At 38.0% G+C, this 26,876-nt stretch carries 26 protein-coding genes; 14 read left to right on the top strand and 12 right to left on the bottom strand.

Annotation, left to right across the window (positions count from 1 at the left end):
• Positions 1–12: 12 nt before the first annotated feature.
• The 5 genes from oppF to ACXPAV_RS03995 all read right to left on the bottom strand — a co-directional run bounded on the left by oppF (position 13) and on the right by ACXPAV_RS03995 (position 5,561).
• Positions 13–990: a murein tripeptide/oligopeptide ABC transporter ATP binding protein OppF gene (oppF, locus tag ACXPAV_RS04015; RefSeq protein ID WP_039170847.1), complete on the bottom strand. Its 978-nt coding sequence runs from the start codon at positions 988–990 to the stop codon at positions 13–15.
• Positions 990–1,985 (bottom strand): oligopeptide ABC transporter ATP-binding protein OppD, encoded by a 996-nt coding sequence (oppD, locus tag ACXPAV_RS04010; protein WP_458004130.1) that lies wholly within the window; start codon positions 1,983–1,985, stop codon positions 990–992. Before oppD ends, oppF begins: the two co-directional genes overlap by 1 nt.
• 12 nt (positions 1,986–1,997) lie before the next feature.
• Complete coding sequence (oppC, locus tag ACXPAV_RS04005; protein ID WP_039081168.1) at positions 1,998–2,909, bottom strand: oligopeptide ABC transporter permease OppC; 912 nt, start codon at positions 2,907–2,909, stop codon at positions 1,998–2,000.
• Positions 2,910–2,922: 13 nt separating this feature from the next.
• Entirely contained in the window at positions 2,923–3,843 is a 921-nt protein-coding gene (oppB, locus tag ACXPAV_RS04000; protein WP_039170853.1) for an oligopeptide ABC transporter permease OppB, read from the bottom strand.
• 80 nt (positions 3,844–3,923) lie between these two features.
• Entirely contained in the window at positions 3,924–5,561 is a 1,638-nt protein-coding gene (locus tag ACXPAV_RS03995; protein ID WP_458004129.1) for an ABC transporter substrate-binding protein, read from the bottom strand.
• A gap of 428 nt (positions 5,562–5,989) precedes the next feature.
• Between ACXPAV_RS03995 and selD the strand changes: the two genes are divergently transcribed.
• From selD to ACXPAV_RS03965, 6 genes are all read left to right on the top strand, one after another.
• On the top strand, positions 5,990–7,078 hold the full coding sequence (selD, locus tag ACXPAV_RS03990; protein ID WP_065233343.1) for a selenide, water dikinase SelD: 1,089 nt from the start codon (positions 5,990–5,992) through the stop codon (positions 7,076–7,078).
• Between the two features lie 163 nt (positions 7,079–7,241).
• Positions 7,242–7,712, top strand: a complete 471-nt coding sequence (ribH, locus tag ACXPAV_RS03985; RefSeq protein ID WP_458004128.1) for a 6,7-dimethyl-8-ribityllumazine synthase — start codon at positions 7,242–7,244, stop codon at positions 7,710–7,712.
• Positions 7,712–8,137 (top strand): transcription antitermination factor NusB, encoded by a 426-nt coding sequence (gene nusB, locus ACXPAV_RS03980; RefSeq protein WP_039170861.1) that lies wholly within the window; start codon positions 7,712–7,714, stop codon positions 8,135–8,137. The genes ribH and nusB overlap by 1 nt, the downstream gene beginning before the upstream one ends.
• A 59-nt stretch (positions 8,138–8,196) precedes the next feature.
• Positions 8,197–9,171 (top strand): thiamine-phosphate kinase, encoded by a 975-nt coding sequence (gene thiL, locus ACXPAV_RS03975; RefSeq protein ID WP_458004127.1) that lies wholly within the window; start codon positions 8,197–8,199, stop codon positions 9,169–9,171.
• Positions 9,149–9,658, top strand: coding sequence for a phosphatidylglycerophosphatase A family protein (locus tag ACXPAV_RS03970; RefSeq protein ID WP_031204955.1), 510 nt, complete (start codon positions 9,149–9,151; stop codon positions 9,656–9,658). The genes thiL and ACXPAV_RS03970 overlap by 23 nt, the downstream gene beginning before the upstream one ends.
• A gap of 11 nt (positions 9,659–9,669) precedes the next feature.
• Positions 9,670–10,299: a LysE family transporter gene (locus tag ACXPAV_RS03965; RefSeq protein ID WP_458004126.1), complete on the top strand. Its 630-nt coding sequence runs from the start codon at positions 9,670–9,672 to the stop codon at positions 10,297–10,299.
• Here the strand turns inward: ACXPAV_RS03965 and matP are convergent.
• The 4 genes from matP to sohB all read right to left on the bottom strand — a co-directional run bounded on the left by matP (position 10,288) and on the right by sohB (position 12,856).
• Positions 10,288–10,734: a macrodomain Ter protein MatP gene (gene matP / locus ACXPAV_RS03960; protein ID WP_458004125.1), complete on the bottom strand. Its 447-nt coding sequence runs from the start codon at positions 10,732–10,734 to the stop codon at positions 10,288–10,290. The genes ACXPAV_RS03965 and matP overlap by 12 nt on opposite strands.
• A gap of 116 nt (positions 10,735–10,850) precedes the next feature.
• Entirely contained in the window at positions 10,851–11,606 is a 756-nt protein-coding gene (locus ACXPAV_RS03955) for a YdcF family protein (protein ID WP_458004124.1), read from the bottom strand.
• A complete protein-coding gene (locus ACXPAV_RS03950) occupies positions 11,599–11,757 on the bottom strand; it encodes a YoaH family protein (protein WP_080733659.1) in 159 nt (52 codons plus the stop codon). Before ACXPAV_RS03950 ends, ACXPAV_RS03955 begins: the two co-directional genes overlap by 8 nt.
• 13 nt (positions 11,758–11,770) lie before the next feature.
• A complete protein-coding gene (gene sohB / locus ACXPAV_RS03945; RefSeq protein WP_458004123.1) occupies positions 11,771–12,856 on the bottom strand; it encodes a protease SohB in 1,086 nt (361 codons plus the stop codon).
• A gap of 226 nt (positions 12,857–13,082) precedes the next feature.
• On the opposite strand from sohB, the gene metF reads away from it, so the two are divergent.
• On the top strand, positions 13,083–13,973 hold the full coding sequence (gene metF, locus ACXPAV_RS03940; protein WP_039170878.1) for a methylenetetrahydrofolate reductase: 891 nt from the start codon (positions 13,083–13,085) through the stop codon (positions 13,971–13,973).
• A 59-nt stretch (positions 13,974–14,032) separates the two neighbouring features.
• Here the strand turns inward: metF and glnS are convergent, their stop codons facing one another.
• A complete protein-coding gene (gene glnS, locus ACXPAV_RS03935; RefSeq protein ID WP_458004122.1) occupies positions 14,033–15,694 on the bottom strand; it encodes a glutamine--tRNA ligase in 1,662 nt (553 codons plus the stop codon).
• A 272-nt stretch (positions 15,695–15,966) separates the two neighbouring features.
• On the opposite strand from glnS, the gene ACXPAV_RS03930 reads away from it, so the two are divergent.
• From ACXPAV_RS03930 to tdeA, 3 genes are all read left to right on the top strand, one after another.
• Positions 15,967–17,133, top strand: coding sequence for an efflux RND transporter periplasmic adaptor subunit (locus tag ACXPAV_RS03930; RefSeq protein WP_458004121.1), 1,167 nt, complete (start codon positions 15,967–15,969; stop codon positions 17,131–17,133).
• An 8-nt stretch (positions 17,134–17,141) separates the two neighbouring features.
• Positions 17,142–19,079, top strand: a complete 1,938-nt coding sequence (locus ACXPAV_RS03925; protein ID WP_458004120.1) for a MacB family efflux pump subunit — start codon at positions 17,142–17,144, stop codon at positions 19,077–19,079.
• A 96-nt stretch (positions 19,080–19,175) separates the two neighbouring features.
• Complete coding sequence (gene tdeA / locus ACXPAV_RS03920; protein WP_458004119.1) at positions 19,176–20,546, top strand: toxin/drug exporter TdeA; 1,371 nt, start codon at positions 19,176–19,178, stop codon at positions 20,544–20,546.
• A gap of 87 nt (positions 20,547–20,633) precedes the next feature.
• Here tdeA and cspD read toward each other — a convergent pair whose 3' ends face one another.
• Positions 20,634–20,843, bottom strand: a complete 210-nt coding sequence (gene cspD, locus ACXPAV_RS03915; protein ID WP_013744968.1) for a cold shock domain-containing protein CspD — start codon at positions 20,841–20,843, stop codon at positions 20,634–20,636.
• Positions 20,844–21,103: 260 nt separating this feature from the next.
• On the opposite strand from cspD, the gene sbcB reads away from it, so the two are divergent.
• Positions 21,104–22,519, top strand: coding sequence for an exodeoxyribonuclease I (gene sbcB, locus ACXPAV_RS03910; protein WP_458004118.1), 1,416 nt, complete (start codon positions 21,104–21,106; stop codon positions 22,517–22,519).
• Positions 22,520–22,622: 103 nt separating this feature from the next.
• Here sbcB and pepT read toward each other — a convergent pair whose 3' ends face one another.
• Entirely contained in the window at positions 22,623–23,864 is a 1,242-nt protein-coding gene (gene pepT / locus ACXPAV_RS03905; RefSeq protein ID WP_458004117.1) for a peptidase T, read from the bottom strand.
• Positions 23,865–24,123: 259 nt separating this feature from the next.
• Here pepT and potA point away from each other — a divergent pair, with 259 nt between their 5' ends.
• The 3 genes from potA to potC are packed head-to-tail and all read left to right on the top strand — an operon-like array spanning position 24,124 to position 26,856.
• The gene (gene potA / locus ACXPAV_RS03900) at positions 24,124–25,245 is read left to right on the top strand and encodes a spermidine/putrescine ABC transporter ATP-binding protein PotA (RefSeq protein ID WP_039137233.1); all 1,122 of its coding nucleotides are present in this window, start codon (positions 24,124–24,126) and stop codon (positions 25,243–25,245) included.
• On the top strand, positions 25,226–26,086 hold the full coding sequence (gene potB, locus ACXPAV_RS03895) for a spermidine/putrescine ABC transporter permease PotB (RefSeq protein WP_458004388.1): 861 nt from the start codon (positions 25,226–25,228) through the stop codon (positions 26,084–26,086). The genes potA and potB overlap by 20 nt, the downstream gene beginning before the upstream one ends.
• Positions 26,086–26,856: a spermidine/putrescine ABC transporter permease PotC gene (gene potC / locus ACXPAV_RS03890; protein WP_013744973.1), complete on the top strand. Its 771-nt coding sequence runs from the start codon at positions 26,086–26,088 to the stop codon at positions 26,854–26,856. The genes potB and potC overlap by 1 nt, the downstream gene beginning before the upstream one ends.
• Positions 26,857–26,876: the final 20 nt, after the last annotated feature.

Here is a 26,876-nt window from a genome sequence, read left to right as displayed (position 1 = left end):
TCTAGCTCACACCTATACCTTAAAACAAGCGACTAAATGCTGTTTGTCTCCTAACAATCTTGGTTTAGTTAAGGTACATTCCGTATCTGCTATCGGGCAACGAGTACGGAAAACACAACCTGAAGGTGGATTAATAGGTGAAGGCAAATCACCTTCCAACAACTGAATTTGCTTATCTTTTTCCAAATCTGGATCAGGAATTGGCACCGCTGACATTAATGCTTTAGTGTATGGATGTTTGGTTTGATGATAAACACGATCATAGGTTCCCAACTCCACCGCATTGCCTAAATACATTACTAACACACGATCTGAGATATGCTTTACCACCGCCAAATCGTGAGCAATAAAAATAAGTGATAACCCCATCTCTTTTTGTAGTGACTTCAACAAATTCACTACTTGTGCCTGAATGGATACATCAAGTGCCGATACCGGCTCATCACAGATGATCAATTTTGGCTCAATAATTAATGCTCTTGCAATACCAATACGTTGACATTGCCCACCAGAGAATTCGTGTGGATAGCGATTAATTAAATTTGGTAATAATCCCACCTTAAGCATCATTGCTTGTACACGGGATTTCACTTCTTCTGCTGATAATTCAGGAAAATAAATTTTTAACGGCTCTGCAATAATATTGCCAATAGTCATTCGAGGATTCAATGATGCTAATGGATCTTGGAAAATCATCTGAATATCTTTGCGAGTGGCGTGCCATTCTTTTTCAGATTGACTACTCAGATCTGTTCCTAGCCATAAGATATTACCGCCAGCGGATTTTACCAAACCGATAATTGCTCTTGCTAATGTCGATTTTCCACAGCCTGATTCCCCTACTACACCTAATGTTTCACCTTCATACAATTTAAATGAAACATGATTAACTGCATGTAATGTCTGTTTTTTCTTAAAAAAGAAACCTTCACTGCTCTGTACTTGGAAATGCACACTCAGATCTCTAACTTCCAACAATAAATTACTCATTATGCTTTTCCTCTTAATATCATTTCCTGTACATCAACAAAGCAGGCACGCAAGCGATTATTGCCGAATGCCGTTAATTGCGGTGTATTGCTACACTGTTCACTGACAAACTGGCAACGTGGTCGGAACGGGCAGCCGGTTGGCAGATGTAATAGGTTTGGCGGATTTCCCGGAATGGTGGTCAACTGCTCTTCTTCCGTATCCAAACGCGGTACGGCATTGATTAAACCGATAGAATAAGGATGTGTCGGCTGATAAAAAATCTCTTTTGCTGTACCATACTCCATTGTTCTACCAGCATACATTACTAATACTTGATCGCAACTCCCTGCTACTACTCCTAAATCGTGAGTAATCATAATAATTGCGGTATTAAACTCTCGTTTTAAATCATTCAATAAAGTCATAATCTGTGCTTGAACGGTCACATCCAATGCGGTTGTCGGCTCATCTGCGATCAATAATTTCGGGCGACATAACAATGCCATTGCAATCATTACACGTTGACGCATCCCACCAGAAAATTCGTGCGGATACATATTCATCCGTTTTCTCGCTTCCGGCATTTTCACCGCATCAAGCATTTTCACTGACTCATCAAAAGCCTGTTTCCGATCATATCCTTTATGTAAAATCAGCACTTCCATTAACTGTTCACCAATTTTCATATAAGGATTTAATGAAGTCATCGGATCTTGGAATATCATAGCAATCTGCTCTGCACGGAGTCGGTTTAATTGCGCTTCGGGTAACCCCAAAATTTCTTCACCATTAAAACGTGCGGAACCGGCGGTACGTCCGTTATCCGCCAATAACCCCATTAACGCAAAGGCGGTTTGCGATTTGCCTGAACCGGATTCACCGACAATGCCTAAGGTTTCACCGGCATTTAAAGTAAAAGTTAAATTATTCACTGCGGTAACATCGCCATCCGGCGTTTTAAATGTTACACGCAAATCTTGAACATCAAGGAGAGGTTGTTTTTCAATTGTCATATTTTTCTCGCCTTATCGATCTTTAGGATCAAGCGCATCACGCAAGCCATCACCAATAAAATTAAAACAAAACAGCGTAATTACTAAAAAAATGGCTGGGAAAATTAATAACCAAGGCGCTGCCTCCATTGATTTAGAACCATCATTTAACAATGCCCCCCAACTACTCAACGGCTCTTGTGTTCCCAATCCTAAGAAACTTAAGAACGATTCGAATAAAATCATTCCCGGCACCAATAAAGAAGCATAAACTACAACAACGCCCAAAACATTTGGCACAATATGTCGCCACACAATCTGCCGAGAAGACACACCGCAAACAATAGCTGCTTCAATAAATTCTTTACGTTTCAAACTAAGCGTCTGACCGCGCACAATACGAGCCATATCAAGCCAAGATACCATCCCAATGGCCACGAAGATCAACAAAATATTCTGACCAAAGAAGGTGACTAACAAAATCACAAAGAACATAAACGGAAATGAATAAAGAATCTCCAAAATACGCATCAACACCGCATCGGTTTTACCACCAATATAACCGGCAGTTGCGCCGTAAAGCGTGCCAACTAACACAGCAATAAACGCACCGGCGATCCCGACCAATAAAGAAATACGTCCACCAATAGCCAAACGTACCAATAGATCACGACCAGAAGAGTCTGTACCAAAATAGTGCATAGATTCAAAATCCGGCGGATTTGTCATCATTGCCCAATCCGTATCCTCATAACTGAACGGCATCAACATTGGAGCAAAAATCACAAATAGCATAATGAAGAATAGAATGATTAGACTCGCTACTGCGGCTTTATTACGAAAAAAGCGGCGACGTGCGTCTTGCCACAAACTACGACCATCGACTGTTTCCAACTGTTCGCCTAATTTTTCCATTAACGCTTGGTTTTCTTTTGTTTTTAACATTTTTACAACTCCATTAATAGCGAATTTTCGGATCAATCACAGCATATAAAATATCCACAATCGCATTAAAAACAATAGTCAATGTACCAACTAAAATCGTTAAACTTAATACCAACGAATAATCACGATTTAATGCGCCATTTACAAAAAGCTGCCCGATTCCCGGCAATACAAAAATACTTTCAATCACCATAGAACCAGTAATAATACCGACAAATGCTGGCCCCATATAAGAAATCACCGGTAATAACGCCGGACGCAATGCGTGTTTCAATACAATACGACTCATTGGCAAACCTTTTGCTTTTGCAGTACGAATAAAATTTGAATGCAATACTTCAATCATTGAACTACGCATAATACGTGCAATACTGGCAATATAAGACAAAGATAACGCTACCATCGGCATCAACATATAAATAAATTGCCCATTATTCCAACCACCGGATGGAAGCAGTTTCAAGGTAATTGAGAAAATTAGCACTAATAACGGTGCGACAACAAAACTCGGCACAACTACCCCTGTCATCGCAAATGTCATTATCAAATAATCCAGCCACTTATTCTGCTTCAATGCTGCGATCACTCCAGCAGAAATACCAAATACTAAAGCTAAAATAAAAGCAGAAAAACCTAATTTGAGTGAAACAGGAAACGCCTGCGCTACTAATTGATTCACAGTATAATCTTTATATTTAAATGACGGCCCAAAATCACCGTGAGCCAAATTTTTTAAATAAAGACCATATTGCACCATTAACGGTTCATTGAGATGATATTTTGCTTCAATATTTGCGATAACTTCCGGCGGATAATTTTTTTCACTGGAAAAAGGGCTGCCAGGGGCAAGACGCATCATAAAGAAAGAAACAGTAATAAGGACAAACAGCGTAGGAATCGCCTCTAAAATTCGGCGAAAAATTAATTTAAGCATACACAAATCCCACAATAAAATGGCGAAAAGCCAACTACAAAATCCCGTTCCATCGGTAAATGGAACGGGCAATATAAAAATTAATGTTTAATAATATAAACGTCTTTCAAATAGTAATTTTGCCCTGGATGTGCATCAGCAAAGCCTTTCACCCAAGGTTTGATTAAGCGTGGTTGGACGTAATGATAAACTGGCACCATTGCAGTATCTGCATCTAATTGCGCTTCTGCTTTGGCATATACATCTGCTCGTTCTTCATCAGTTTGTGTTTTAAAAGCAGAAGCGATCAAATCATCATACGCCTTGCTTTTATAGAAAGCTGTATTATTTGCACTGTTTGAAAGATAATAATTCAAGAATGTACTTGCTTCATTATAATCCGCACACCAACCTGCTCTTGCCATTTGGTAATTACCCTGATGACGTGAATCAAGATATGTTTTCCATTCCTGATTTTCTAAATTGATATTTACGATACCTTGCAAATTCTTCTTCCAGATAGATTGTGCCGCAATGGCTAATTTTTTGTGATTATCAGAAGTGTTGTAAAGCAAATTGAAAGTCAATGGATGAGATTTGTCGTAACCTGCTTCTTTAAGTAATTTGATTGCCTCTTGATTACGTTTGTTTTGATCCCAGCTCGCCCATTCTGGATTTTTCATTTTTTCTGCCCCATTAATAAATGGCGGCGTAAAAATATATGCTGGAGTTTGCCCCTGCTGTAAAATTTTATCAGTAATAATATTTCTATCTAACGCCAACGATAATGCTCTACGAACTTTATCATTATCAAACGGTGCTTTTGCAGTATTGACTTCATAAAGATAAGTACAAAGTAATGGTGAAATATGTAATTCATCCGGCAACTCTTTCTTTAATTTAGCAAATAATTCAATTGGAATTTCTTTACCGGTCATATCTTCATCACCTGCACGATAACGAGAAATATCTGTTGCAGATGATTCAATTGGTAATAACGTTATTTTTGTCAAAACAGTATTTGCATTATCCCAATAATGTGGATTACGCTCTAGCACTGCTTTTTCATTAACCACTTGTGATTTCAAAACAAAAGCACCGTTGCCTACTAAATTTTCTGGCGCTGTCCATTTTTCTCCAAATTTTTCCACTACTTTCGGATTCACAGGTGACAATACATAATGTTCAACCAATTTATCTACATAAGGAACGGATTCTGTTAAATGCAACACTAACGTATGATCATCTTTCGCTTCTACTCCTAGATCAGTTAACGGAGCCTTGCCTGCAATCACTTTTTCCGCATTTGCCAATTTTAAGAAATCCAAATAACTGGAGTATGGTGATGCAGTTTTAGGATCAGCTAAACGTTGCCACGCATAAACAAAATCACCGGCTACGACCGGATCACCATTAGACCATTTTGCTTCCGGACGAAGATGAAATGTCCACGTTTTAAAATCTTCACTATGTTCCCAAGAAGTAGCTACTCCAGGAATAATATGACCTTTTGCATCAGAAGTAACCAATGTTTCATAAAGTTGCCGTGAATAATTCCCTTCAACATCGCCTTCCATTTTTTGTGGATCTAACGTTGCCGGATTAGCACTGATATTCCAAACCAATTCTTGTTTATCTGCCAGTTGAGTACCTGCTGGCACATTTGCCGCTATTACACTTGTTGTTACACCAAATCCAAGTGCTACCATCAGTAATGATTTTTTAAATGAATTCTGCATCTTAATACTCCTTACTTATTAATCATTCTTCTATTTTTTATAGAATTACTGTCATTAATAAATTAATTACCATCATTTGTAAATAACACGCTTATATTTTACTTGATTATTCAGCATTTTTTTGATTTTAACGCTAACCTCAACATATTTTTTGTACAAAATCTTAAAATATACACCTTTCTTAGCGTTGATTTAAATTAAGAAATTTTATGCATAATATAATCTCCTTCAGTCCATAATAGCCTTCTACCGAATGTAGAACTACGCCATTGTTAACATAAATCAAACACCATTAAAACAATATATTCACTTAATAAATCATAAATTCTCTCTTTTTTTTAAAAATGTGATCCATATTGGCTTTTGTCAGATAGAAAGTGCTAAGCTATAACACAATAGTTGTTCTTTATAGAAACGGAGTGAAACCTATGACAAATCACGCAAATAGCCATATTGATTTTGAAAATACTGTAGCGGATGTGATCCGTTTAACTCAATACAGTCACGGTGCTGGTTGTGGCTGCAAAATTTCACCTAAAGTTTTAGAGACAATCCTTCATACCGAAGCAGAAAAATTTATCGATCCACATCTTTTGGTAGGAAATGAAAGCAAAGATGATGCCGCAGTTTATGATATTGGCAATGGAATGGGAATTATCAGCACCACCGACTTTTTTATGCCAATTGTTGATGATCCTTTCACTTTTGGTCGTATTGCTGCCACTAATGCCATCAGCGATATTTTCGCAATGGGAGGCAAACCGATTATGGCAATCGCTATTTTAGGCTTTCCAATTAAGCTATTACCGCCAGAAATTGCCAGACGCATTGTTGAAGGGGGGCGCCAAGCCTGTAAAGAAGCCGGCATTGCACTTGCCGGTGGACATTCTATTGACTCGCCTGAACCAATTTTCGGTTTAGCGGTAACCGGTATTATTCCAATCGATAAAGTGAAGAAAAACAATTCCGCTAAAGCCGGATGTGAGCTTTTTTTGACCAAACCATTAGGCATCGGCGTACTTACTACTGCAGAGAAAAAAGGAAAATTAAAAGCAGAACATCGCGGTTTAGCCGCAGAAGTAATGTGTAGAATGAATAAAATCGGAGCAAAATTCTCAGAGCTGGAAGGTGTAACCGCAATGACAGATGTAACCGGTTTCGGACTGCTCGGACATTTAATCGAAATCTGTGAAGGTTCCGGTGTTGCTGCCGAGGTGAATGTATCACAACTCAAAACTCTGGACGGTGTTTATGATTATATTGAGAAAGGTTGCATTCCGGGTGGAACAGAACGAAACTTTGATAGTTACGGTCATAAAGTTAGCCCGATCAATGAAACTCAGAAGGCTGTGCTATGTGATCCACAAACTTCAGGTGGATTACTGGTCGCAGTGACTCCTGAAGCAAAATCAGCATTATTTGATATTGCTATACAAGAAAATATCTCTTTGATTCCTGTTGGAAAACTGTTAGAAAAAAATGATAATTCACAAATTTTTGTAACTGTTAAAGAGTAATTCAATCTTCTCTTTTAAAATATTTTGAAAAGTAAGCCGGCAAAATAAACCGGCTTACTTTTTCTGATTTCGTTATGACTTAACGTATTCTATTCAACATACCCGAAAACGTTTTTTTATGCTAGAATCTTCAACCGTTTTTATTCAATGAATTGGAGAGAATATGAAAGTTTTAGAAGGTCAAATAGCCTCACCAAATGCGAAAATCGCAGTAGTTATCGCCCGTTTTAATAGTTTTATTAATGATAGCTTATTGGAAGGTGCATTAGATGCGTTAACTCGCGTTGGTCAAGTAAAAGATGACAATATCACTGTAGTAAAAGCACCCGGTGCTTATGAATTGCCGTTAGTTGCTCGTCGTTTGGCCGCAAGCAAAAAATTTGATGCGATTGTTGCTTTAGGTACAGTTATTCGTGGCGGCACTGCACACTTTGAATACGTTGCTGGGGAAGCAAGTAGCGGTTTAGGACAAGTTGCTATGCAAGCTGAAATCCCTGTTGCTTTCGGTGTTTTGACCACTGAAAATATCGAGCAAGCAATTGAACGTGCCGGTACGAAAGCAGGAAACAAAGGGGCTGAAGCTGCTTTGGTAGCTTTGGAAATGGTTAATTTATTAGCACAGATTTCCGAATAATGAAAACTGAAAAAAAACCAAGTAAACGTCGTCGTGCTCGTGAATGTACTGTTCAAGCACTTTATTCCTGGTTTATATCGAAAAACAGCCCGGAAAGCATTGAGTTGGATTTAATTACCAATGATGAAACCAAAGGTGCGGATCTCACTTATTTTCGCAAACTTTTTAATGGTACTGTCAACAATCTCGATAATCTAGAACAAGAATATGAGCCTTTTTTAGATCGTAAAATTGAGGAATTAGGGACAATCGAACGCGCTATTTTAGACTGTGCGACATTTGAACTTAAATATATTGATGATATTCCTTACAAAGTGGTCATCAATGAAGCTATTGAAGTTACAAAAACATTCGGTGCGGCAGATAGCCATAAATATGTTAATAGTATTTTGGATAAATTAGCACCAAAGTTTGGAATAAAATAATCAATGTCAATTTTCCCTTGTGTTCTCCACAAGGGATTTTTTTCTGAAAGGATTTCTTTATGCCTCACAATGGCGAATTTGATATTATTCGACGTTATTTTTCTGCTTCTACTCGTCAGCCTCGGCGCGATGTACTGTTATCCGTTGGTGATGATTGTGCAATCACTGAAATTAAACCTAATCGCCGTTTAGCACTGACTACCGATACTCTGGTTGAAGGAACCCATTTTCTACCATCTATCTCAGCAGCCGATCTCGCTTATAAAGCAGTAGCTGTCAATTTAAGTGATTTAGCGGCAATGGGTGCAGAACCTGCGTGGATTAGTTTGGCATTGACTCTACCCAAAATTGATGAGCAGTGGCTAGGTGAGTTCAGTCAAAGCTTGTTTCAAATTCTTGATCACTATAATGTTGATTTAATTGGTGGCGATACCACTAAAGGAACACTCTCTTTAACTATCACTGCACACGGTTTAGTGGCGAAAGATAAAATCTTATGTCGACACACTGCTAAACCCGGTGATTGGATTTACGTTTCGGGTACACTCGGCGATAGTGCCGCCGGTTTGCAGCTGTTATTACAACAGTCAAAAATTGAAAATGATGATCAACGCTACTTATTACAACGCCATCTACGCCCAACTCCTCGTGTTCTGATGGGAATGGAATTGGCTGGTATCGCAAATGCTGCGATTGATCTCTCTGATGGATTAATTTCCGATCTACAACATATTCTAGAACGAAGCAAATGTGGAGCTGTTATTGAATTAGATAAACTTCCCCTTTCCAATCCTTTATTAAATCAATTTTCATTAGAACAGGCACAAAAATTTGCACTTGCCGGTGGTGAAGATTATGAGCTTTGTTTCACAGTTACAGAAGCAATGCGAGCAAAAATGGAACACATTTTACGTTATCTCGATGTAGAATATCACTGCATTGGTCAAATTCGTGCCAATCAACAGTTACAATTTACCCAACATTCTCAACCAGTAGAGGTTACAGTGACTCATGGCTTTGATCACTTCAAATAAAACTAATCACGATGCACTCCAAAGAATCAAATTAACAAATCCGATTCACCTATTGGCGCTTGGTTTTGGTTCTGGGCTAATCTTTCCAGCTCCTGGCACTTGGGGTTCATTGGTTGGGCTATTAATAGGATGGCTACTTCTACAATGGATAGCTATTCCTTTCTTTGTTATTTTTACCTTGAGTGCTTTTTTTATCGGATGTTATTTATGTGAAAAAACAGCTCACGATATGAAAGTACACGATCATAGTTCTATCGTATGGGATGAAATTGTTGCTATTTGGTTGGTTCTTACCACTTTGCCAAATCACACTTGGCAGTGGTGCTTAACTGCTTTTGTGCTATTCCGTTTCTTTGATATTATCAAACCTTACCCTATTCGCTATTTTGACCGCAAACTGCAAACTGGCTTTGGTATTATGTTTGATGATCTACTAGCTGCATTGTATTCAATTATTGTTATTTTCTTAATCAGATCAATTATCTAAAGGACTGCACTATGTTATGGAATATTATGATTGTACATTTATTAGGCTTAATGAGTCCCGGTCCGGATTTCTTTTATGTCAGCAAAACTGCTGCCAGTAATTCGAACCGTAATGCATTTTGCGCTGTCATCGGCATCACTATGGGTGTAGCATTTTGGGCAACTTCTGCTTTGCTCGGATTAGCTATTCTGTTTGCTACCAGTCCATTATGGCACGGTGTTGTGGTCTTGTTGGGTGGAAGTTATCTTGCTTATATTGGTTATAAGATGCTGAATGTTCGTAACAATGTGGTATTTGAAAATGATCAAAAGATACAACCGCAAACGACCTCAATAAAACAGGAAATTCTGAAAGGATTATTAGTCAATCTCTCCAACGCAAAAGTAGTGATCTATTTTAGTAGCGTATTATCGATTTACCTTGCTAATGTCAATGGCATTGAGCATATCATTCTAGTATTAACCGCTATCTTAATAGAAACATTTCTCTATTTTTCTATTATTGCTTTGTTATTTTCAAGACCAACTGCAAAACGTTTCTATAGCAAATATAGTCGTTGGTTGGATAATGGTGCCGGTGTAGTTTTTATCGCTTTTGGACTTTATCTCACTTACGCCGGCATAGGTTATTTATTTCAATAATTCCTGCAAATTTTTCTTCATTGCGTGGATTTGTGACTCATAAAGAGCTTTACTCTCCTGCTCATCTATCATATACATAATAGTTTGTGACAGAGTCATCTTCATTTTACGGGAATAACGAGAAAGACGTAACCAAACTGCATAATCCAGATCAATTGATTTCTTTTTAGTACTCTGTTTTTCTGCATTAAAGAAACGTTTCCGTTTAGCACGAATCGCCTGATCCAGTTTCACGACTAAATCAGGTGACATATGTTCACTAATCCACTGTTGAACCTCTTCGGTTTGATGCTGTAACCGCACTAACTGCTGAATTTTATCTTCAGCCAAGCTTTTCTCAAGATAACGTGTAATATTGACACCTTCACGAGCCTTACGCATTAAATAAAGCCATTTCCAATGCGTTTCTTGATTTTCCAATTTCTGGTAGCGCATAAAACCTCACATTTTTATTATAAAACAATAATTTAAAATTAAATCACTGTTTAATTGGTGACAAGGTAACTGTCAAATTATAGGATTTTTTATTTACTTTTACTACTGAATAAACACTAATCCAAGCCAATTAATTTATCACGCAAAATGCCCAACCACTCTCTTAAAACTAAACCAGATTGATAAAAACTAACTGGTTGTGGGATAAATTTTAATAATCCACTACCAGAAGCTCGCTGACTCAAGGTCGGTGCTGGAAGTACTTCAAACCCTTGACGTTGGAATGCAGCAACAGCACGGCGCATATGCCATTCATTCGTGACCAGAATCACACGATGAATTTGCTTACCTTGCTCGGTTTGAGCAAACAATTTACGCAGATAAATCGCATTTTGTTCCGTAGTATTAGATTTATTATCTAACCAAGTCGGCTCTATTTGGAAGAACCGTTGTAATTCACTACCCATCACTTTTGCTTCATTATCAACCCCACCACTAATCGCTATCGGTAAACCTGTCATTTGATGCAAATAAACCGCAAAACGCATTCTTTCCAATGGTAAGGCCGCCGTAGTCGAATAAGACTCTGGATAGTCACTATAGCGCAATCCGCCACCAAGCACTACTATCGCCTGTCCTTGATGATAAAGTTCAATTTTCGGTTTATCCAACGCAATCGTTTTGATCAAAAAATTGGAAAAGAAAGGCGTACTAATGAAATAGGCAAATAATAATGCCACTGCCAGCAATGATTTTGCAGTACGTTGAAAACGGGTAAAAAGAAGAATCAACGCAACTAAGACTAATAAAATCAAATTAAAAGGTGGCAAAATTGCCGCTTCCACCACCTTTTTTAAAATGACCTCAAACATCTTGCTGTTCCTGTCGCTTTGCCTGTTGGCGCAACTGTTCCGCGACCAAACGGATAGCTTCACCGCTATTGACGCCTTGCTGCATTAATTGTTGAATTTTTTCAACTGCCTGTTGCTGTTGTTCGTGTGTTAAATTAAGCATATCCAACATCATTTTTCCTGCTTTAAAAAAAGAGATTTTTTCCTTGATGTAACAGTTTCGCCACAATATGGGCAATACTTTCTTCTGCTTGCTTACCTAATTTTTGTACTAGCGATTTTTTTGTACTATATTTAATTGCTAACACATCTTTTTCTTCGATTGCTGCCAAAATGAGATCATCACTAGTTTTTACTTCATCAATTAATGCCAAATCCAATGCTTGTTGCCCGAACCAATGCTCACCGGTCGCCACCTTATCAATTTCCACTTGAGGGCGATGTTGCACAACAAATTGTTTAAATAAATCGTGAGTTTCCTGTAACTCTTGCTGGAATTTCTGCTTTCCTTTTTCAGTATTCTCACCCAATATCGTAACAGTTCGTTTATATTCTCCCGCTGTCATCACATCAACATCAACATCGTGTTTTTTCAATAAACGATGAATATTTGGTACTTGAGCAACAACCCCAATAGAACCAATAATTGCAAAAGGTGCCGCTACAATTTTATCCGCCACACACGCCATCATATAACCGCCACTCGCAGCAACTTTATCCACAGCAATAGTTAAAGGGATATTTTTATTACGTAATCGCTGTAATTGTGAAGCCGCAAAGCCGTAACCGTGAACAACTCCACCGGGGCTTTCCAAACGTAATAACACTTCATCTTTTTCAGGTCTAGCAACAGCTAACACTGCATTAATCTCCTCTCTCAATGAATTAGCAGCATTAGCCTGAATATCTCCTTTAAAATCAATAACATAAATACAAGATTTCTGCTGTTGCAACCATTGTTGTTCATCCTGTTCACTACTATTTTTCTCAGCTTCTTTTGCTATTTTTTTCGCCTGTTTCGCTTTTACCTTGTCCTGTTTTTTACGGTTTTTTGCCAGCTGTTTTATCTGCTGTTCTTGCAATCGACACTCTTTTAGTAACTGTTGTTGCTGTTGATACTGTTCATTTAAGTGCGTAATCTGCAATTCACCTTTGCTAAGATTTTTCTGTTTCATTGTCACAATAATGCCGAAAACAACGGCAATCACTGCCACTAAAGTGATCAGCTCTAAAATAAACACACTGTAATTCGTTAAAATATCCGTCCACATATTTGCTCCTTTTTTCATTTTCGGACGCTGTTAAAAGCGGTTTATCATACTTGATTTTCTCTATTTATTCATCAATATCTCTGTTTTCTATGCTCCCCCTTTCTTATATTTTTCTTTTTAATATGAATTTAATTCATATTTATTCTGAAAATTATGAGATTGACTCAAAAATAAAATCTTTCTATTTTAACATCTAGACGGCTAAACAAGAAAAGGAGTACAAATTATGAGTTATGCCAAAGAGATTGATGTTTTAAATAGAAGTATTGCAGATTTAAATGGTGATATTAATGTTTCTTTTGAGTTTTTCCCGCCCAAAAATGAAAAAATGGAAACCTTATTATGGGATTCAATCCAACGCTTAAAATCCTTAAAACCTAAATTCGTTTCTGTCACTTATGGTGCAAATTCCGGAGAACGGGAACGCACACATAGCGTAGTTAAAGCCATTAAACAACAAACAGGCATTGAAGCTGCCCCACACCTAACCGGTATTGATGCCTCTCCGGAGCAGCTAAAAGCGATAGCCAAAGATTATTGGGATAGCGGTATTCGCAATATTGTGGCATTACGTGGTGACGAGCCACCCGGATACGATAAAAAACCATTTTATGCCAAAGATTTAGTTAAACTACTCAAAGAAGTGGCTGATTTTGATATTTCAGTCGCTGCCTATCCGGAAGTGCATCCGGAAGCTAAATCGGCGCAAGCGGATCTGATTTTTTTGAAACAGAAAGTGGAAGCCGGTGCCAGTCGTGCGATTACACAATTCTTTTTTGATATTGACAGTTATCTCCGTTTTCGTGATCGCTGTGTCACTGTCGGCATAGATGTGGAGATTGTGCCGGGTATTTTACCGGTGTCCAATTTCGTGCAGTTACAAAAAATGGCGAAAGTTACCAATGTAAAAATTCCAAGCTGGATGTTCAAACTTTATGACGGTTTAGAAAAAGACCAAACCACACGCAATTTAATTGGTGCCAGCATTGCTATTGATATGGTGAAAATTCTGTCTAAAGAAGGCGTGAAAGATTTCCATTTTTATACATTAAATCGTTCGGAATTAACTTACGCTATTTGCCACACATTGGGCATTAGACCCAGTTTAGTAGCATAATTAAGAAGGGGTAACAATGTTACCCCTTCCTTTTCTTATTAGTTATGACAGAATGAGTTTTAAATAATCACACTCTCTTTTAAAGACACAGTCAAATTGAAGACTAAATGTTCTTTATGGCTATCTTTGCTGTCCGCACAAAAATAGCCTTCCCGCTCAAATTGATAGGCTTTTTCTGGTTCAGCAGCTATTAAATTCTGCTCTACAAAACCGTGTTTTACAACTAATGAATGAGGGTTAAGGACTTGATAAATATCCTCTGCTGCACTCGGATTAGAAACAGTAAACAAACGATCATACAAGCGAAATTCCGCCGGATGATTTTTTGTAGCGGAAACCCAATGGATCACGCCCTTAACTTTACGCCCTTCCGGATTTTTACCCAATGTTTCAGGATCATAACTACAATAAACAGTAACGATATTACCTTCCTCATCTTTTTCCACCCGTTCTGCTTTAATCACGTAAGCATTACGCAAACGCACCTCTTTGCCCAGCACTAAACGTTTATAATGCTTATTGGCTTCTTCTCTGAAATCCGCCTGATCGATATAAATTTCTTTAGTCAGCGCAATCGTTCTTGTGCCTAACTCCTCACGATTCGGATGATTCGGCACAGTTAATAACTCTTCGCCCTCAAAATTTTCAATCACCACGCGTAACGGATTAATCACCGCCATCGCACGAGGCGCATTCACATTAAGATCTTCACGAATACAAGCCTCTAGTGCACTGTATTCGACTACGTTATCTTGTTTAGTCACACCAATACGGCGACAAAATTCACGAATAGACTCTGGGGTATAGCCACGACGACGTAAACCGGAAATTGTTGGCATACGCGGATCATTCCAGCCGTCAACAATCTCTTCATTAACCAACTGCAACAGTTTACGTTTTGAGGTCAATGTGCCTTCTAAATTTAAACGAGAAAATTCATACTGATGCGGCAATGGACGCTCAATCGAAATATTTTCCAACACCCAATCATATAAACGGCGATTATCTTGGAATTCCAAGGTACAAAGTGAATGAGTGATACGTTCAATCGCATCGGAAATGCAATGGGTAAAATCATACATCGGATAAATGCACCATTTGTCACCGGTTTGATGATGATGTGCAAATTTAATACGATATAAAACCGGATCACGCATTACCATAAATGGCGAAGCCATATCAATTTTCGCCCGTAAAGAAGCCGTTCCTTCCGCAAATTCACCATTTTTCATCTTTTCAAATAATGCTAAATTTTCTTCTACGGAACGATCGCGATAAGGGCTGTTTTTACCCGGCTCGGTCAGAGTGCCGCGATATTCACGCATTTGTTCCGGTGTAAGCTCATCCACATATGCCAAGCCTTTTTTAATCAACTCAATCGCATAACCATAAAGCTGATCAAAATAATCGGACGCATAGCGTGGTTTACCCTCCCATTTAAAACCAAGCCATTCAACATCACGTTTAATTGAATCAACATAGCTCACGTCTTCTTTCACTGGATTGGTATCATCGAAACGTAAGTTACAAAGACCGTGATAATCTTCTGCAATGCCAAAATTAAGGCAGATCGATTTTGCGTGTCCAATATGCAAATAACCATTTGGTTCTGGTGGAAAACGGGTATGAACAGATTTATGTTTCCCTTGTGCTAAATCTTCATCAATAATATGACGAATAAAATTGGTTGGTTTTATCTCTGTCGTTTCTGAATGACTCATAATTTCCTCAGGTTAAATGTTCTGCTAAATAATCTTTGCATTTTACACGCTTTAACGCATAACACCAAATTGAAGCGGTGAATACACTAATTTTAAGCTAACTTTTCATCTCTATATTTACGCTCGATTCATTTCTTATCCACTCTCTTTTTTAGCGAAAAAGACATTACAACGAGTAAAAATAATATTTGTTTAGCGGATTATCTTTCTATAAAATGAATGAATGTTCATTTAGTAGTAGAAAATCCTTGTTTGTTTAAAGGATCAAATATATGACGTTTACGAAAAAGCGGATTTTAGGCATTACCGTTGCACTGATTATTTTAGCAGCGATCTATTATTTCAATCTGCAATCTCAACCAAAGACAACCTATCTGACAGAAACAGTTAAATACAGCGACATCCAACAAACCGTTGTAGCAACAGGCACGGTTCGCAGTTCCAATCGGGTGGAAGTGGGTGCGCGCGTGTCCGGCAAAGTGGAAAAGATTTTAGTTAAACTTGGGCAAAAAGTGAAAAAAGGTGAATTAATCGCCGAACTGGATTCAATTACACAGGAAAACACACTAAACAGTGCGCAAGCCCAATTAGCGGCTTATAAGGCACAATTAGTGGCGGCACAGACAGCTTATCGGATCGCCAATTCCAATTTTCAACGCATTGCCAAGCTTTATAAACGCAAAGCCAGCTCCCTTGATGATTATGAAAACGCACAAAATAATTTAGATAGTGCGAAAGCGAATGTTGAACAGATTCAGGCACAAATTAAACAGTCAGAAATTGAAGTTAACACCGCTGCGACTAATCTGAATTACACCAAAATCACTTCACCGATTGATGGCACTGTGATCTCTATTCCGGTTTCTGTCGGGCAAACCGTTAATGCCAATCAAACCACGCCGACCATTATTCAGGTGGCGGATCTGGATACAATGCTGATTAAACCGGAAATTTCAGAGGGCGACATTACTAAAATTAAACCCGGTATGAAGGTGCAATTTACCACTCTCGCTGAGCCTGATGAAATTTATCAGGCAAAAATAGATTCCGTTGATCCGGCGATGACTACGCTAACTGATAATGAATATAGCGAATCTGTCAGCGATACTAACGCTATCTATTACTATGCCAATATGTTAGTGCCTAATCCTGAACATAAACTACAAATTGGAATGACTACACAAAATACTATTATCACTGCACAAAAACAGCACGTTTTAGTCGTGCCAACCTTGGCTATTCAAAGAAAAAATGGTCAAAGCAGTGTGCGAATTTTAGATGGCGATAATGTCATAGAAAAAATTGTCCAAATTGGTCTGCACGATGAAATTAATACAGAAATTCTCTCCGGATTGAATGAGGGCGACAAGGTTATTATTTCACAGTCCTCTGCTAATGAAGCAGCTAGCGTCAAAGTAAGAACACCACGAATGATGTAGAGGTTTTTATGCAACACATTATTGAAATTAAAAACCTCAATAAATTCTTCGGCGAAGGTGAAAACCGAGTTCATATTTTAAAGAATATTCATCTTGAGATTGAACAAGGTGATTTTATTGCAATTATCGGTGCTTCCGGTTCAGGTAAATCAACCTTAATGAACATTATCGGCTGTTTAGATACTGCCACCAGCGGTTCTTATCAAATTACCGGAAAAGAAACAGCAAAACTGTCAACAGACCAACTCTCTGAATTACGTCAGCAACGTTTCGGTTTCATTTTTCAACGTTACAATTTGCTTTCCACGTTAACTGCTCAGGAAAATGTTGCACTGCCTGCGGTATATACAGGTATGGCAAAAGAACAACGACTACAACGTGCCTCACAGCTATTAGAAAAATTAGGATTAAGTCATAAAATTGACAATAAACCAAACCAGCTTTCTGGCGGACAGCAACAACGTGTCAGCATTGCTAGAGCATTAATGAACGGCGGCGATATCATCTTGGCAGACGAACCCACAGGTGCATTGGATTCAAAAAGTGGCGAAACAGTGATGAAGATTTTGCAACAACTGCATCAAGAAGGACACACCATTATTTTGGTTACGCACGATAAACATATTGCACAATTTGCTAATCGTATTATTGAAATTAAGGATGGCGAAATTATTCAGGATCATCGCCAATCGTTGCAAATCACTGTGCGTGAAATTACGCAAACTACCACAAATCGAGGTTGGCAATTTTATCGCGATCAATTTTTTGAAGCATTAAATATGTCAATCAATGCGATTGTTGCACATAAACTACGTTCACTGCTCACTATGTTGGGCATTATCATCGGTATTACTTCTGTTGTCTGTGTAGTTGCACTTGGTAACGGCTCACAACAAAAAGTATTGCAAAATATCAACTCGCTCGGTACCAATACAATGGATATTTATAACGGCACCGGTTTTGGTGATCGGAGAGCGGAAAGTATGCAGAATCTTACCGTCAATGACAGTGAAGCTCTGATGCGTCAACCTTATATTGAAAGCGTTACGCCAAACAGTTCTGTTAGTGGTACACTCACTTATCGAAACAATGCTTTTACCGCTCAAGTGCGTGGTGTCAGCGAACAATATTTTAATGTTAAAGGAATACAAACCGTTGCCGGGCAACTTTTTAGTGGTGAGCAAGTTAAACAGAATCAATCCGTAGCAGTGATTGATCAAAATACGCAAAAACGCATTTTTCAGGATCGCAATCCGCTCGGGCAAATTATTATGATCAATAAAAAACCGTTAAAAGTGATTGGCATTGTCGATATTCAAAATGTGATGGGCGTTAATCGAGAAAGTCTAAATATTTGGATTCCTTACACAACGGCAATGAATAAAATTTCAGGAGAGAAAAAAATCAGCTCCATTACGGTCAAAGTCAATCAAGGCATCAGCACTGCCGCAGCAGAAAAAAATGTCACGGCACTGTTGTTAAGCCGTCACGGTAAAAAGGACTTTTTTATTTTAAATACCGACTCCATCAAACAGACCATTGAAAGCACCACCAATACAATGAAATTATTAATCTCCTCGATTGCGTTGATTTCATTAATTGTCGGCGGCATCGGTGTGATGAATATTATGCTAGTTTCTGTTACGGAACGCACGAAAGAAATTGGCGTCAGAATGGCAATCGGTGCCAAACAACAGAATATCCTGCAACAATTTTTAATCGAAGCCGTTTTAGTCTGTTTGGTCGGTGGGATTATCGGGATTATTTTATCCGGTTTAATCGGCTTTTTATTTAATCGTTTTATGAGCGAGTTTACGATGCTTTTTTCCACTTTTTCGATTGTCGTGGCAGTACTTTGTTCAACATTAATCGGTATTATATTCGGTTATGTGCCGGCAAAAAATGCCGCAAAATTAAACCCGATCACCGCATTATCTCAAGAATAGACGCTTGTCGGTCGAGATAATTTCAGAGGTGATTACTGGTCGAAAATACGATGAATTGCTATAATTTTTTACAACATTTTAGACATAAGGATAACTATGAAAACATTTAATAAAATCACTGTTGCACTCCTACTTTCAACTGCGTTGGTCGGCTGTGCTAATTTAGATGATTCTTTGAAAGCCAGTGAGCAAAATTTCCAACAATATATTGATGCCACCTCACAATTTAATGTGAATGAAGAGTGGTGGAAACTTTATAACGATCCGCAACTTAATCAATTAGTTGATCTTGCACTGAAAAATAACCTTGATTTAGCGAAAAGTGCGGTTGCAGTGAATATTGCGCTTTATAAAGCCAATTTACTTGGCGCTGATCTAGTGCCAACATTCAGTGGCGGTAGTGAATCTCAAGCAAGAAAAGATATTAAAAGCGGAGGAAATTCCGTTATTACTCATACTGGCAATTTAAATATTAGCTATACACTTGATTTATGGCGTAAATTAGCCGACTCTGCTGATGCTGCAGAATGGGAACATAAAGCGACTGTTGAAGATCTTACTGCCGCTCGTCTTGCTTTAATTAATAGTGTGATTAACACCTATTACAGTTTGGCGTATTTAAATGATGCAATTAAAGCAACAGAAGATTCTGTACGTTATTACAACGAAATTGATAATGTAGTACAGAATAAACAGCGTTATGGTGTCATTGACGGCTTAAGCAGTGCACAAGCCAAACAAGCAGTGTTGATAGCTCGCAATACTTTATTAGAGTTACAAGCTCAACAAAAAACTGCACAGCAAACAATGCATAATCTGCTCAACTTAAAACCAACCGATCCATTACATATTCAGTTGCCAGATCTGCTTTCAGTGAAATTGCCGGGCGTAAATCTAAATGTGCCTGTTTCTGTCATTGCTAACCGTCCGGATGTACGTGCAGCAGAATATCGTTTACAAAGTGCATTTAAAGATGCTAAAGCAATGCAAAAGAGCTGGTTCCCACAAATTTCACTTGCTGGTTCATTACAAGTGCAAGGCAATAAAGTCAGCAATGCTACTGATACTCAATATGGTGTCGGTACATTAGGCATCACACTGCCGTTCCTCTCTTGGCAAACCGTAAAATGGAACGTCAAAATTTCAGAAGCAAATTATGAAGTAGCACGTTTAGGCTTTGAACAAAGTATCACCAACGCACTGAATGAGATTGATGCACTGTATTTTACATATCAACAATCCCAACGTAGTTATAACAATTTACAGGATAAATATAACTACGACAAACGTATTAGCCAATATTATCGCGACCGTTATAATGCTGGAGTTTCCGAGTTGAAAGATTGGCTAACTGCTGCTAATACAGAAAAATCCTCACAAATTTCTATTTTGAATCAGAAATATCAATTAATTCAAAATGAAACTGCGGTTTATCAAGCAATGGCAGGTTACTATATGAAAAAATAGTTGGTGTACATTAAAAGCAAATAAACAAAAAGATACACTGTGAATTTATCAGTGTATCTTTTTTATTGTACGACTAGATAAATATGTTTATTCAACAATTGGTACAATTTTTGTTGCGTGTGAGCCTTTATCACCGTGAACCGCTTCAAACTGTACTTTTTGCCCAGCTTTTAACGAACGATATCCGTCCATTTCTATCACAGAATAGTGAGCAAAAATATCACCCTCGTGACCTTCAACAGAAATAAAACCGAACCCCTTTGCATTGTTAAACCACTTAACTACACCGATTTCCATAATAACCTCGAATAATGGATTTTGACTTAATTAAAATATACAACGGCAGGATCGCCCTGTACTAATTACATATTTATCCAACTTTATTCATAAATCAAATACATAATCTTCAAAATTAGCGGAAGATCACATAAATTTAGCAAATTTGTTCAAAAAGAGACTAATCACTATTAATTAGTCTCTTAATTTCGGGTTTTCTGAAAGGAAATGATTCACTATAATCATCAAAAATTAAATCTATTTTAGTAATCGATCATAATATGAGCAATTTTTCCTTTTTTATTTATGACTATGAAAGCTTCGGCATTGATCCAGCTAGAGATCGACCTGCACAATTTGCCGGCATTCGCACCGATAAAGATTTCAATATTATTAGCGAACCGATTGTTTTATATTGCAAACAAACCAATGATTATCTCCCACATCCTGCAGCAGTAACACTCACTGGAATTACACCGCAGCTCTGTAATCAACAAGGCATTAGTGAACCTGAATTCGCCGCTAAAATTTTAGAAGAGTTTAGCCAGCCGAATACTTGCATTATGGGGTACAACAATATTCGTTTCGATGATGAAATGACGCGTTACACTTTTTACCGTAATTTCATTGATCCTTATGCATATAGTTATAGTCAAGGCAATTCTCGTTGGGATTTACTGGACGTTATTCGTGCCACCTATGCGCTTCGCCCTGAAGGCATTAATTGGGTCTATGACGATGAGGGGATGCCGAGTTTCCGCTTGGAATTATTAACGAAAGCCAACGATATAGAACACAGTCACGCTCACGATGCTATGTCCGATGTTTATGCCACCATTGAAATGGCAAAACTAATTAAACAAAGACAACCAAAACTATTCGATTATTTCTTTACCCATAGGTCAAAAGATAAAATCAACGAACTCATTGATTACATCAATATGACGCCTTTAGTTCACGTTTCCGGAATGCTAGGTAATTATCGCAGTAATATCAGTTGGATGGTGCCGTTAGCTCCACATCCAACCAATAAAAATGCAGTTATTTTTTGTGATTTAGCGGCAGACATTGAAGATCTTCTTACCTTAAGCGTTGAAGAGTTAAAGCAAAATCTTTATACCAAGAAAGCAGAGCTGGAGTTACAAGGAAAAAAATCGGTACCATTAAAATTGGTTCACAGCAATAAATGTCCAATCTTAGCACCGGCAAAAACATTACGTCCGCAAGATGCCGAACGAGTAGGTATTGATCGTCAACAATGTTTAAATAATCTGGCTAAACTGCAAGCAATGCCGGAAATCCGCGAAAAAGTTCATCAGATCTTTTTAGAAGAGTATGACAATGATTATGATGATGTGGAAACTGCGCTTTATAAAGGTTTTTTCTCATATTCAGATAAAAATAATTTAGCTATTTTACGCACATTATCGCCAGAACAGCTGGCAAATCACGGTTTAACGTTTCAAGATAAACGTATTCCTGAATTATTATTCCGTTATCGTGCCAGACATTTTTACAAAACCTTATCTCGTGCTGAACAGATCAAATGGCAAAAATATTGTCACGCTAAGTTGGATGCAAGCAGTGCCGAATTTATTGCTGAATTTGAAATGCTTTCTGCACAATATTCCAATGATGAAAACAAATTGCTGTTATTGCAAAATTTATATGAATATAGCCTAAAACTATCGGATTAATTCTCAAAAAGCTTCAGATCAATATAAAAAAATCTGCACCTTAATCAGTTGGCTGTTGCTTTAACTTTTAAGGTACAGATTGTAAACACTATTTTATTTACTATTATTTTTTCGCTAATTTGGCAATTTCCATAATCACTTTAGTCGCTTGCTGCATTTCATCTAAACTTGCTAACTCGTGTTTACTATGAAAATTATACCCTCCAGTAAACAAATTCGGACAAGCAATACCATTTTCAGACAACCAAGCACCATCTGTACCGCCTCGAATCACTTTATGTTTCGGCACAATGCCACAATTTCTCATCGCCGAATCTGCTACCTCTACACTTTGTGGAACTTTAGCTACCATACTATGCATATTATGATAACTATCGGTAATCTCAATACGAACTCGATCAAACAATTGATACTGTTCAATAAAATATTGAATCTGTTTTTGCAATAATTGTTTACGTTCTGCAAAGCCTTGTGTACTAAAATCACGAATTAAATATTTCATCTCACAATATTCAATATCACCATTAATCGCATCCAAATGGAAAAAACCTTGTCGTCCATCCGTTTTTTCCGGCACTTCGTTCTCAGGTAACTGTTGGTGAAAACGACACGCCAATGATAGCGCATTAATTAATTTATCTTTGGCAGAACCTAAATGCATTGACTCACCTTTTATGCTGATGATTGCTGTTGCTGCATTAAAATTCTCATATTCCAACTCACCTATTCGGCCACCATCAACCGTATAAGCCCAATCACAGTCAAAACGTGAAATAGGAAAGTGCTGCATCCCAACACCAATTTCTTCATCGGGTGTGAAAGCAACCCGAATATTAACTCTAGGCAAACGATAGCTGATAATCATCGATAACGCCGTCATAATTTCCGCAATTCCGGCTTTATTATCCGCACCCAATAAAGTTGTACCATCAGTAACAATTAAAGTATGCCCTACTAATTTTTGCAAAAAAGGAAAATGTACCGGGCTGATAAATTCTTCACCCAAACCTAAAGCAATGTCACCGCCTCGATATTCATTAATCACTTCCGGTTTAATATCTTTGCCTTTAGTGCCGGGATAAGTATCCAAATGGGAAATAAATCCAATAGTAGTACGATTATTCGGTATATTGGAAGGTAATAGTGCGGTAACGATTCCAGCTGGTGACATTTCCACTTGAGCTAAGCCCAACCCCTTCAACTCTTCCATTAAATATTGAGCCAACAACCACTGTCCTCGACTGCTTGGTGAATGTTTGGCTCCTTCTTTGGATTGTGTATCAAAACTAACATAATGCAAAAAGCGCTCCAACAATCCTTGACGTAATTTTTCTTCTGAGTACATCCTAGCTCCCGTATTTATAAAAAATCATCGAATTTTCAGGCGTAAAATGCTATCACATCCGTAGCTTCGCCATATGATGTAAATCAACAACATTTACGAATTAATCAATCTATTTACAGGAAAACTTTTAATTTTTTAAAAATTTTTAGCTTATAGGCTTTCAATTATGAGTTGATCACTATATCATTGCCAATTTCTTATAGATGTAATTCTCGTGGGTATTGAATAGTTTTTTGACTTAGGAGGAAAAACAAAGATAGTGGAAAATTCAGTTCAACAACAAAAGCCGATTATTGAGCTTCAATCACTCACTAAATCCTATGATGGTAAAACGATCATTAAAGATATTAACCTCACCATCAATAATGGCGAATTCCTAACAATTTTAGGTCCTTCCGGTTGTGGTAAAACCACAATTTTGCGTTTAATTGCCGGTTTCGAAGAAGCAAATAGCGGTCGCATAATCCTTGATGGTAAAGACATTACCGATATTCCTGCGGAGCAGCGCAACATCAATACCGTATTCCAAAGCTATGCACTATTTCCACATATGACCATTTTTGAAAATGTGGCGTTTGGTTTACGTATGCAAAAAGTGCCGAATGAAGAAATTAAACCACGTGTTCTTGAAGCATTAAAAATGGTGCAATTGGCTGATTTTGCCGATCGTAAGCCGGCTCAACTCTCCGGCGGTCAACAACAACGTGTTGCGATCGCACGTGCGGTAGTAAATAAACCGAAAGTATTATTGTTGGATGAGTCACTTTCTGCTTTGGATTACAAACTGCGTCAACAAATGCAGAATGAATTAAAAGCGCTACAACGTAAACTTGGCATTACCTTTATTTTCGTTACACACGATCAGGAAGAAGCATTAACAATGTCGGATCGTATCATCGTGTTACGCCAAGGTAATATCGAGCAAGACGGCACACCACGAGAAATTTACGAAGAGCCGAAAAATTTATTTGTGGCAAAATTTATTGGTGAAATCAATATTTTTGATGCCACCGTACTGCAACGCATTGATGAAAAACGAGTACAAGCCAACGTTGAAGGTCGTATCTGTGAAATTTATGTTACTCGTCCTGTTTCAGTCGGACAAAAATTAAAAGTATTGCTTCGTCCGGAAGATATTCGCATTGAAGAAGTACACGATAAACAATCACACGAAGGATTAATCGGTTATGTACGTGAGCGTAACTATAAAGGGATGACGTTAGAGTCAACTGTTGAGCTTGAAGGCGGTAATCGTGTATTGGTCAGCGAATTTTTCAATGAAGATGATCCGGATGTCGATCATTCTCTCGATCAGAAAGTCGCTATAACTTGGGTTGAAAGCTGGGAAGTGGTACTTGATGATGAAGATGACAACGCGTAAATTTCAAACTTTTACGGTCACTATTATCTTTGCGTGGCTAATCTTTTTTGTATTAATACCTAACCTATTGGTGCTAATCACAAGTTTTTTAACGCGTGACAGCAGTAATTTGGTTGAATTCACCTTTTCTCTGGACAGTTATAAACGTTTAATTGAGCCACTCTATGCACAGGTATTGTGGAACTCACTCTATATGTCCGGTGTTGCCACTATCATCTGTTTAGTGATCGGCTATCCTTTTGCCTTTATAATCGCCAAAATGAAACCGGTGTTTCGTCCGATTATGCTGTTTTTAGTGATTTTGCCCTTCTGGACAAACTCACTCATCCGTATTTATGGGATGAAAATTTTCCTTGGCGTTAAAGGGGTTTTAAATAATACACTGCTTTGGCTCGGTATTATTGATACCCCAATCCGTATTTTAAATACGGAAGTCGCCGTTATTATCGGTTTGGTCTATATTTTATTGCCGTTTATGATTCTGCCTTTGTACTCCTCTATTGAGAAGTTGGATTATCATTTACTGGAAGCGGCAAAAGATTTAGGTGCCAACGCATTCCAACGTTTTATTAAAATCATCCTACCGTTAACAATGCCGGGCATTATTGCCGGTTGTCTGTTAGTGCTGTTACCGGCGATGGGAATGTTCTATGTTGCCGACCTTCTCGGTGGTGCGAAAGTGTTGCTTGTCGGTAACGTCATTAAGAGCGAATTCTTAATCTCACGTAACTGGCCGTTCGGTTCATCAATCAGTATTGCATTAACCATTCTTATGGCATTGTTATTGTTCGTCTATTACCGTGCAGGTAAATTATTTAACAAGAAATCGGAGTTGGAATAATGAAACGTTCATTGCGGAATATTTTCTTATTTTTGGTTTATGCTTATTTGTATATTCCAATCATTATTTTAGTGGTCAATTCCTTCAATTTAGATCGTTACGGTCTCACTTGGAAAGGTTTCAGCTTAAATTGGTATGAACGTTTAGCCAATAATAATACCCTATTGGATGCGGCATTCCATTCAGTCACCATCGCCTTTTTCGCCGCAACCGGCGCAACATTGGTAGGTTTATTAACGGCGATTGCACTTTATCGTTACCAATTCAAAGGTAAAAAATTTGTCGGTGGGATGTTATTCATTGTTATGATGTCACCGGATATTGTTATGGCAGTGTCACTTTTAGCCCTCTTTATGCTGGTCGGTATTTCGTTAGGATTTTGGTCATTATTATTTGCCCATATCACTTTCTGCCTGCCTTACGTAGTGGTTGCCGTTTTCTCCCGTTTAAAAGGGTTTGATATAAAAATGCTGGAAGCGGCACGTGATTTAGGCGCAAGTGAAATGACCATTTTACGTAAAATTATTGTGCCTTTAGCGTTGCCTGCGATCGTTTCAAGTTGGTTGCTCAGTTTTACCATTTCACTTGACGATGTTGTAGTTTCATCTTTCGTTACAGGCGTTAGCTATGAAGTGTTGCCGTTACGCATTTTCTCATTGGTGAAAACCGGTGTCACTCCAGAAGTTAATGCGTTGGCCACCATTATGATTATCGTATCTTTGACCTTAGTAGTACTAAGTCAAATTATTTCAAGAAAAAGTAAGACATAATTTATTACTGATTAATTACT

Source organism: Gallibacterium sp. ZY190522 (genome assembly GCF_054166015.1).
The sequence above is the reverse complement of the archived record's forward strand: the minus strand, read 5'-3'. Positions and strand labels throughout refer to the sequence as shown.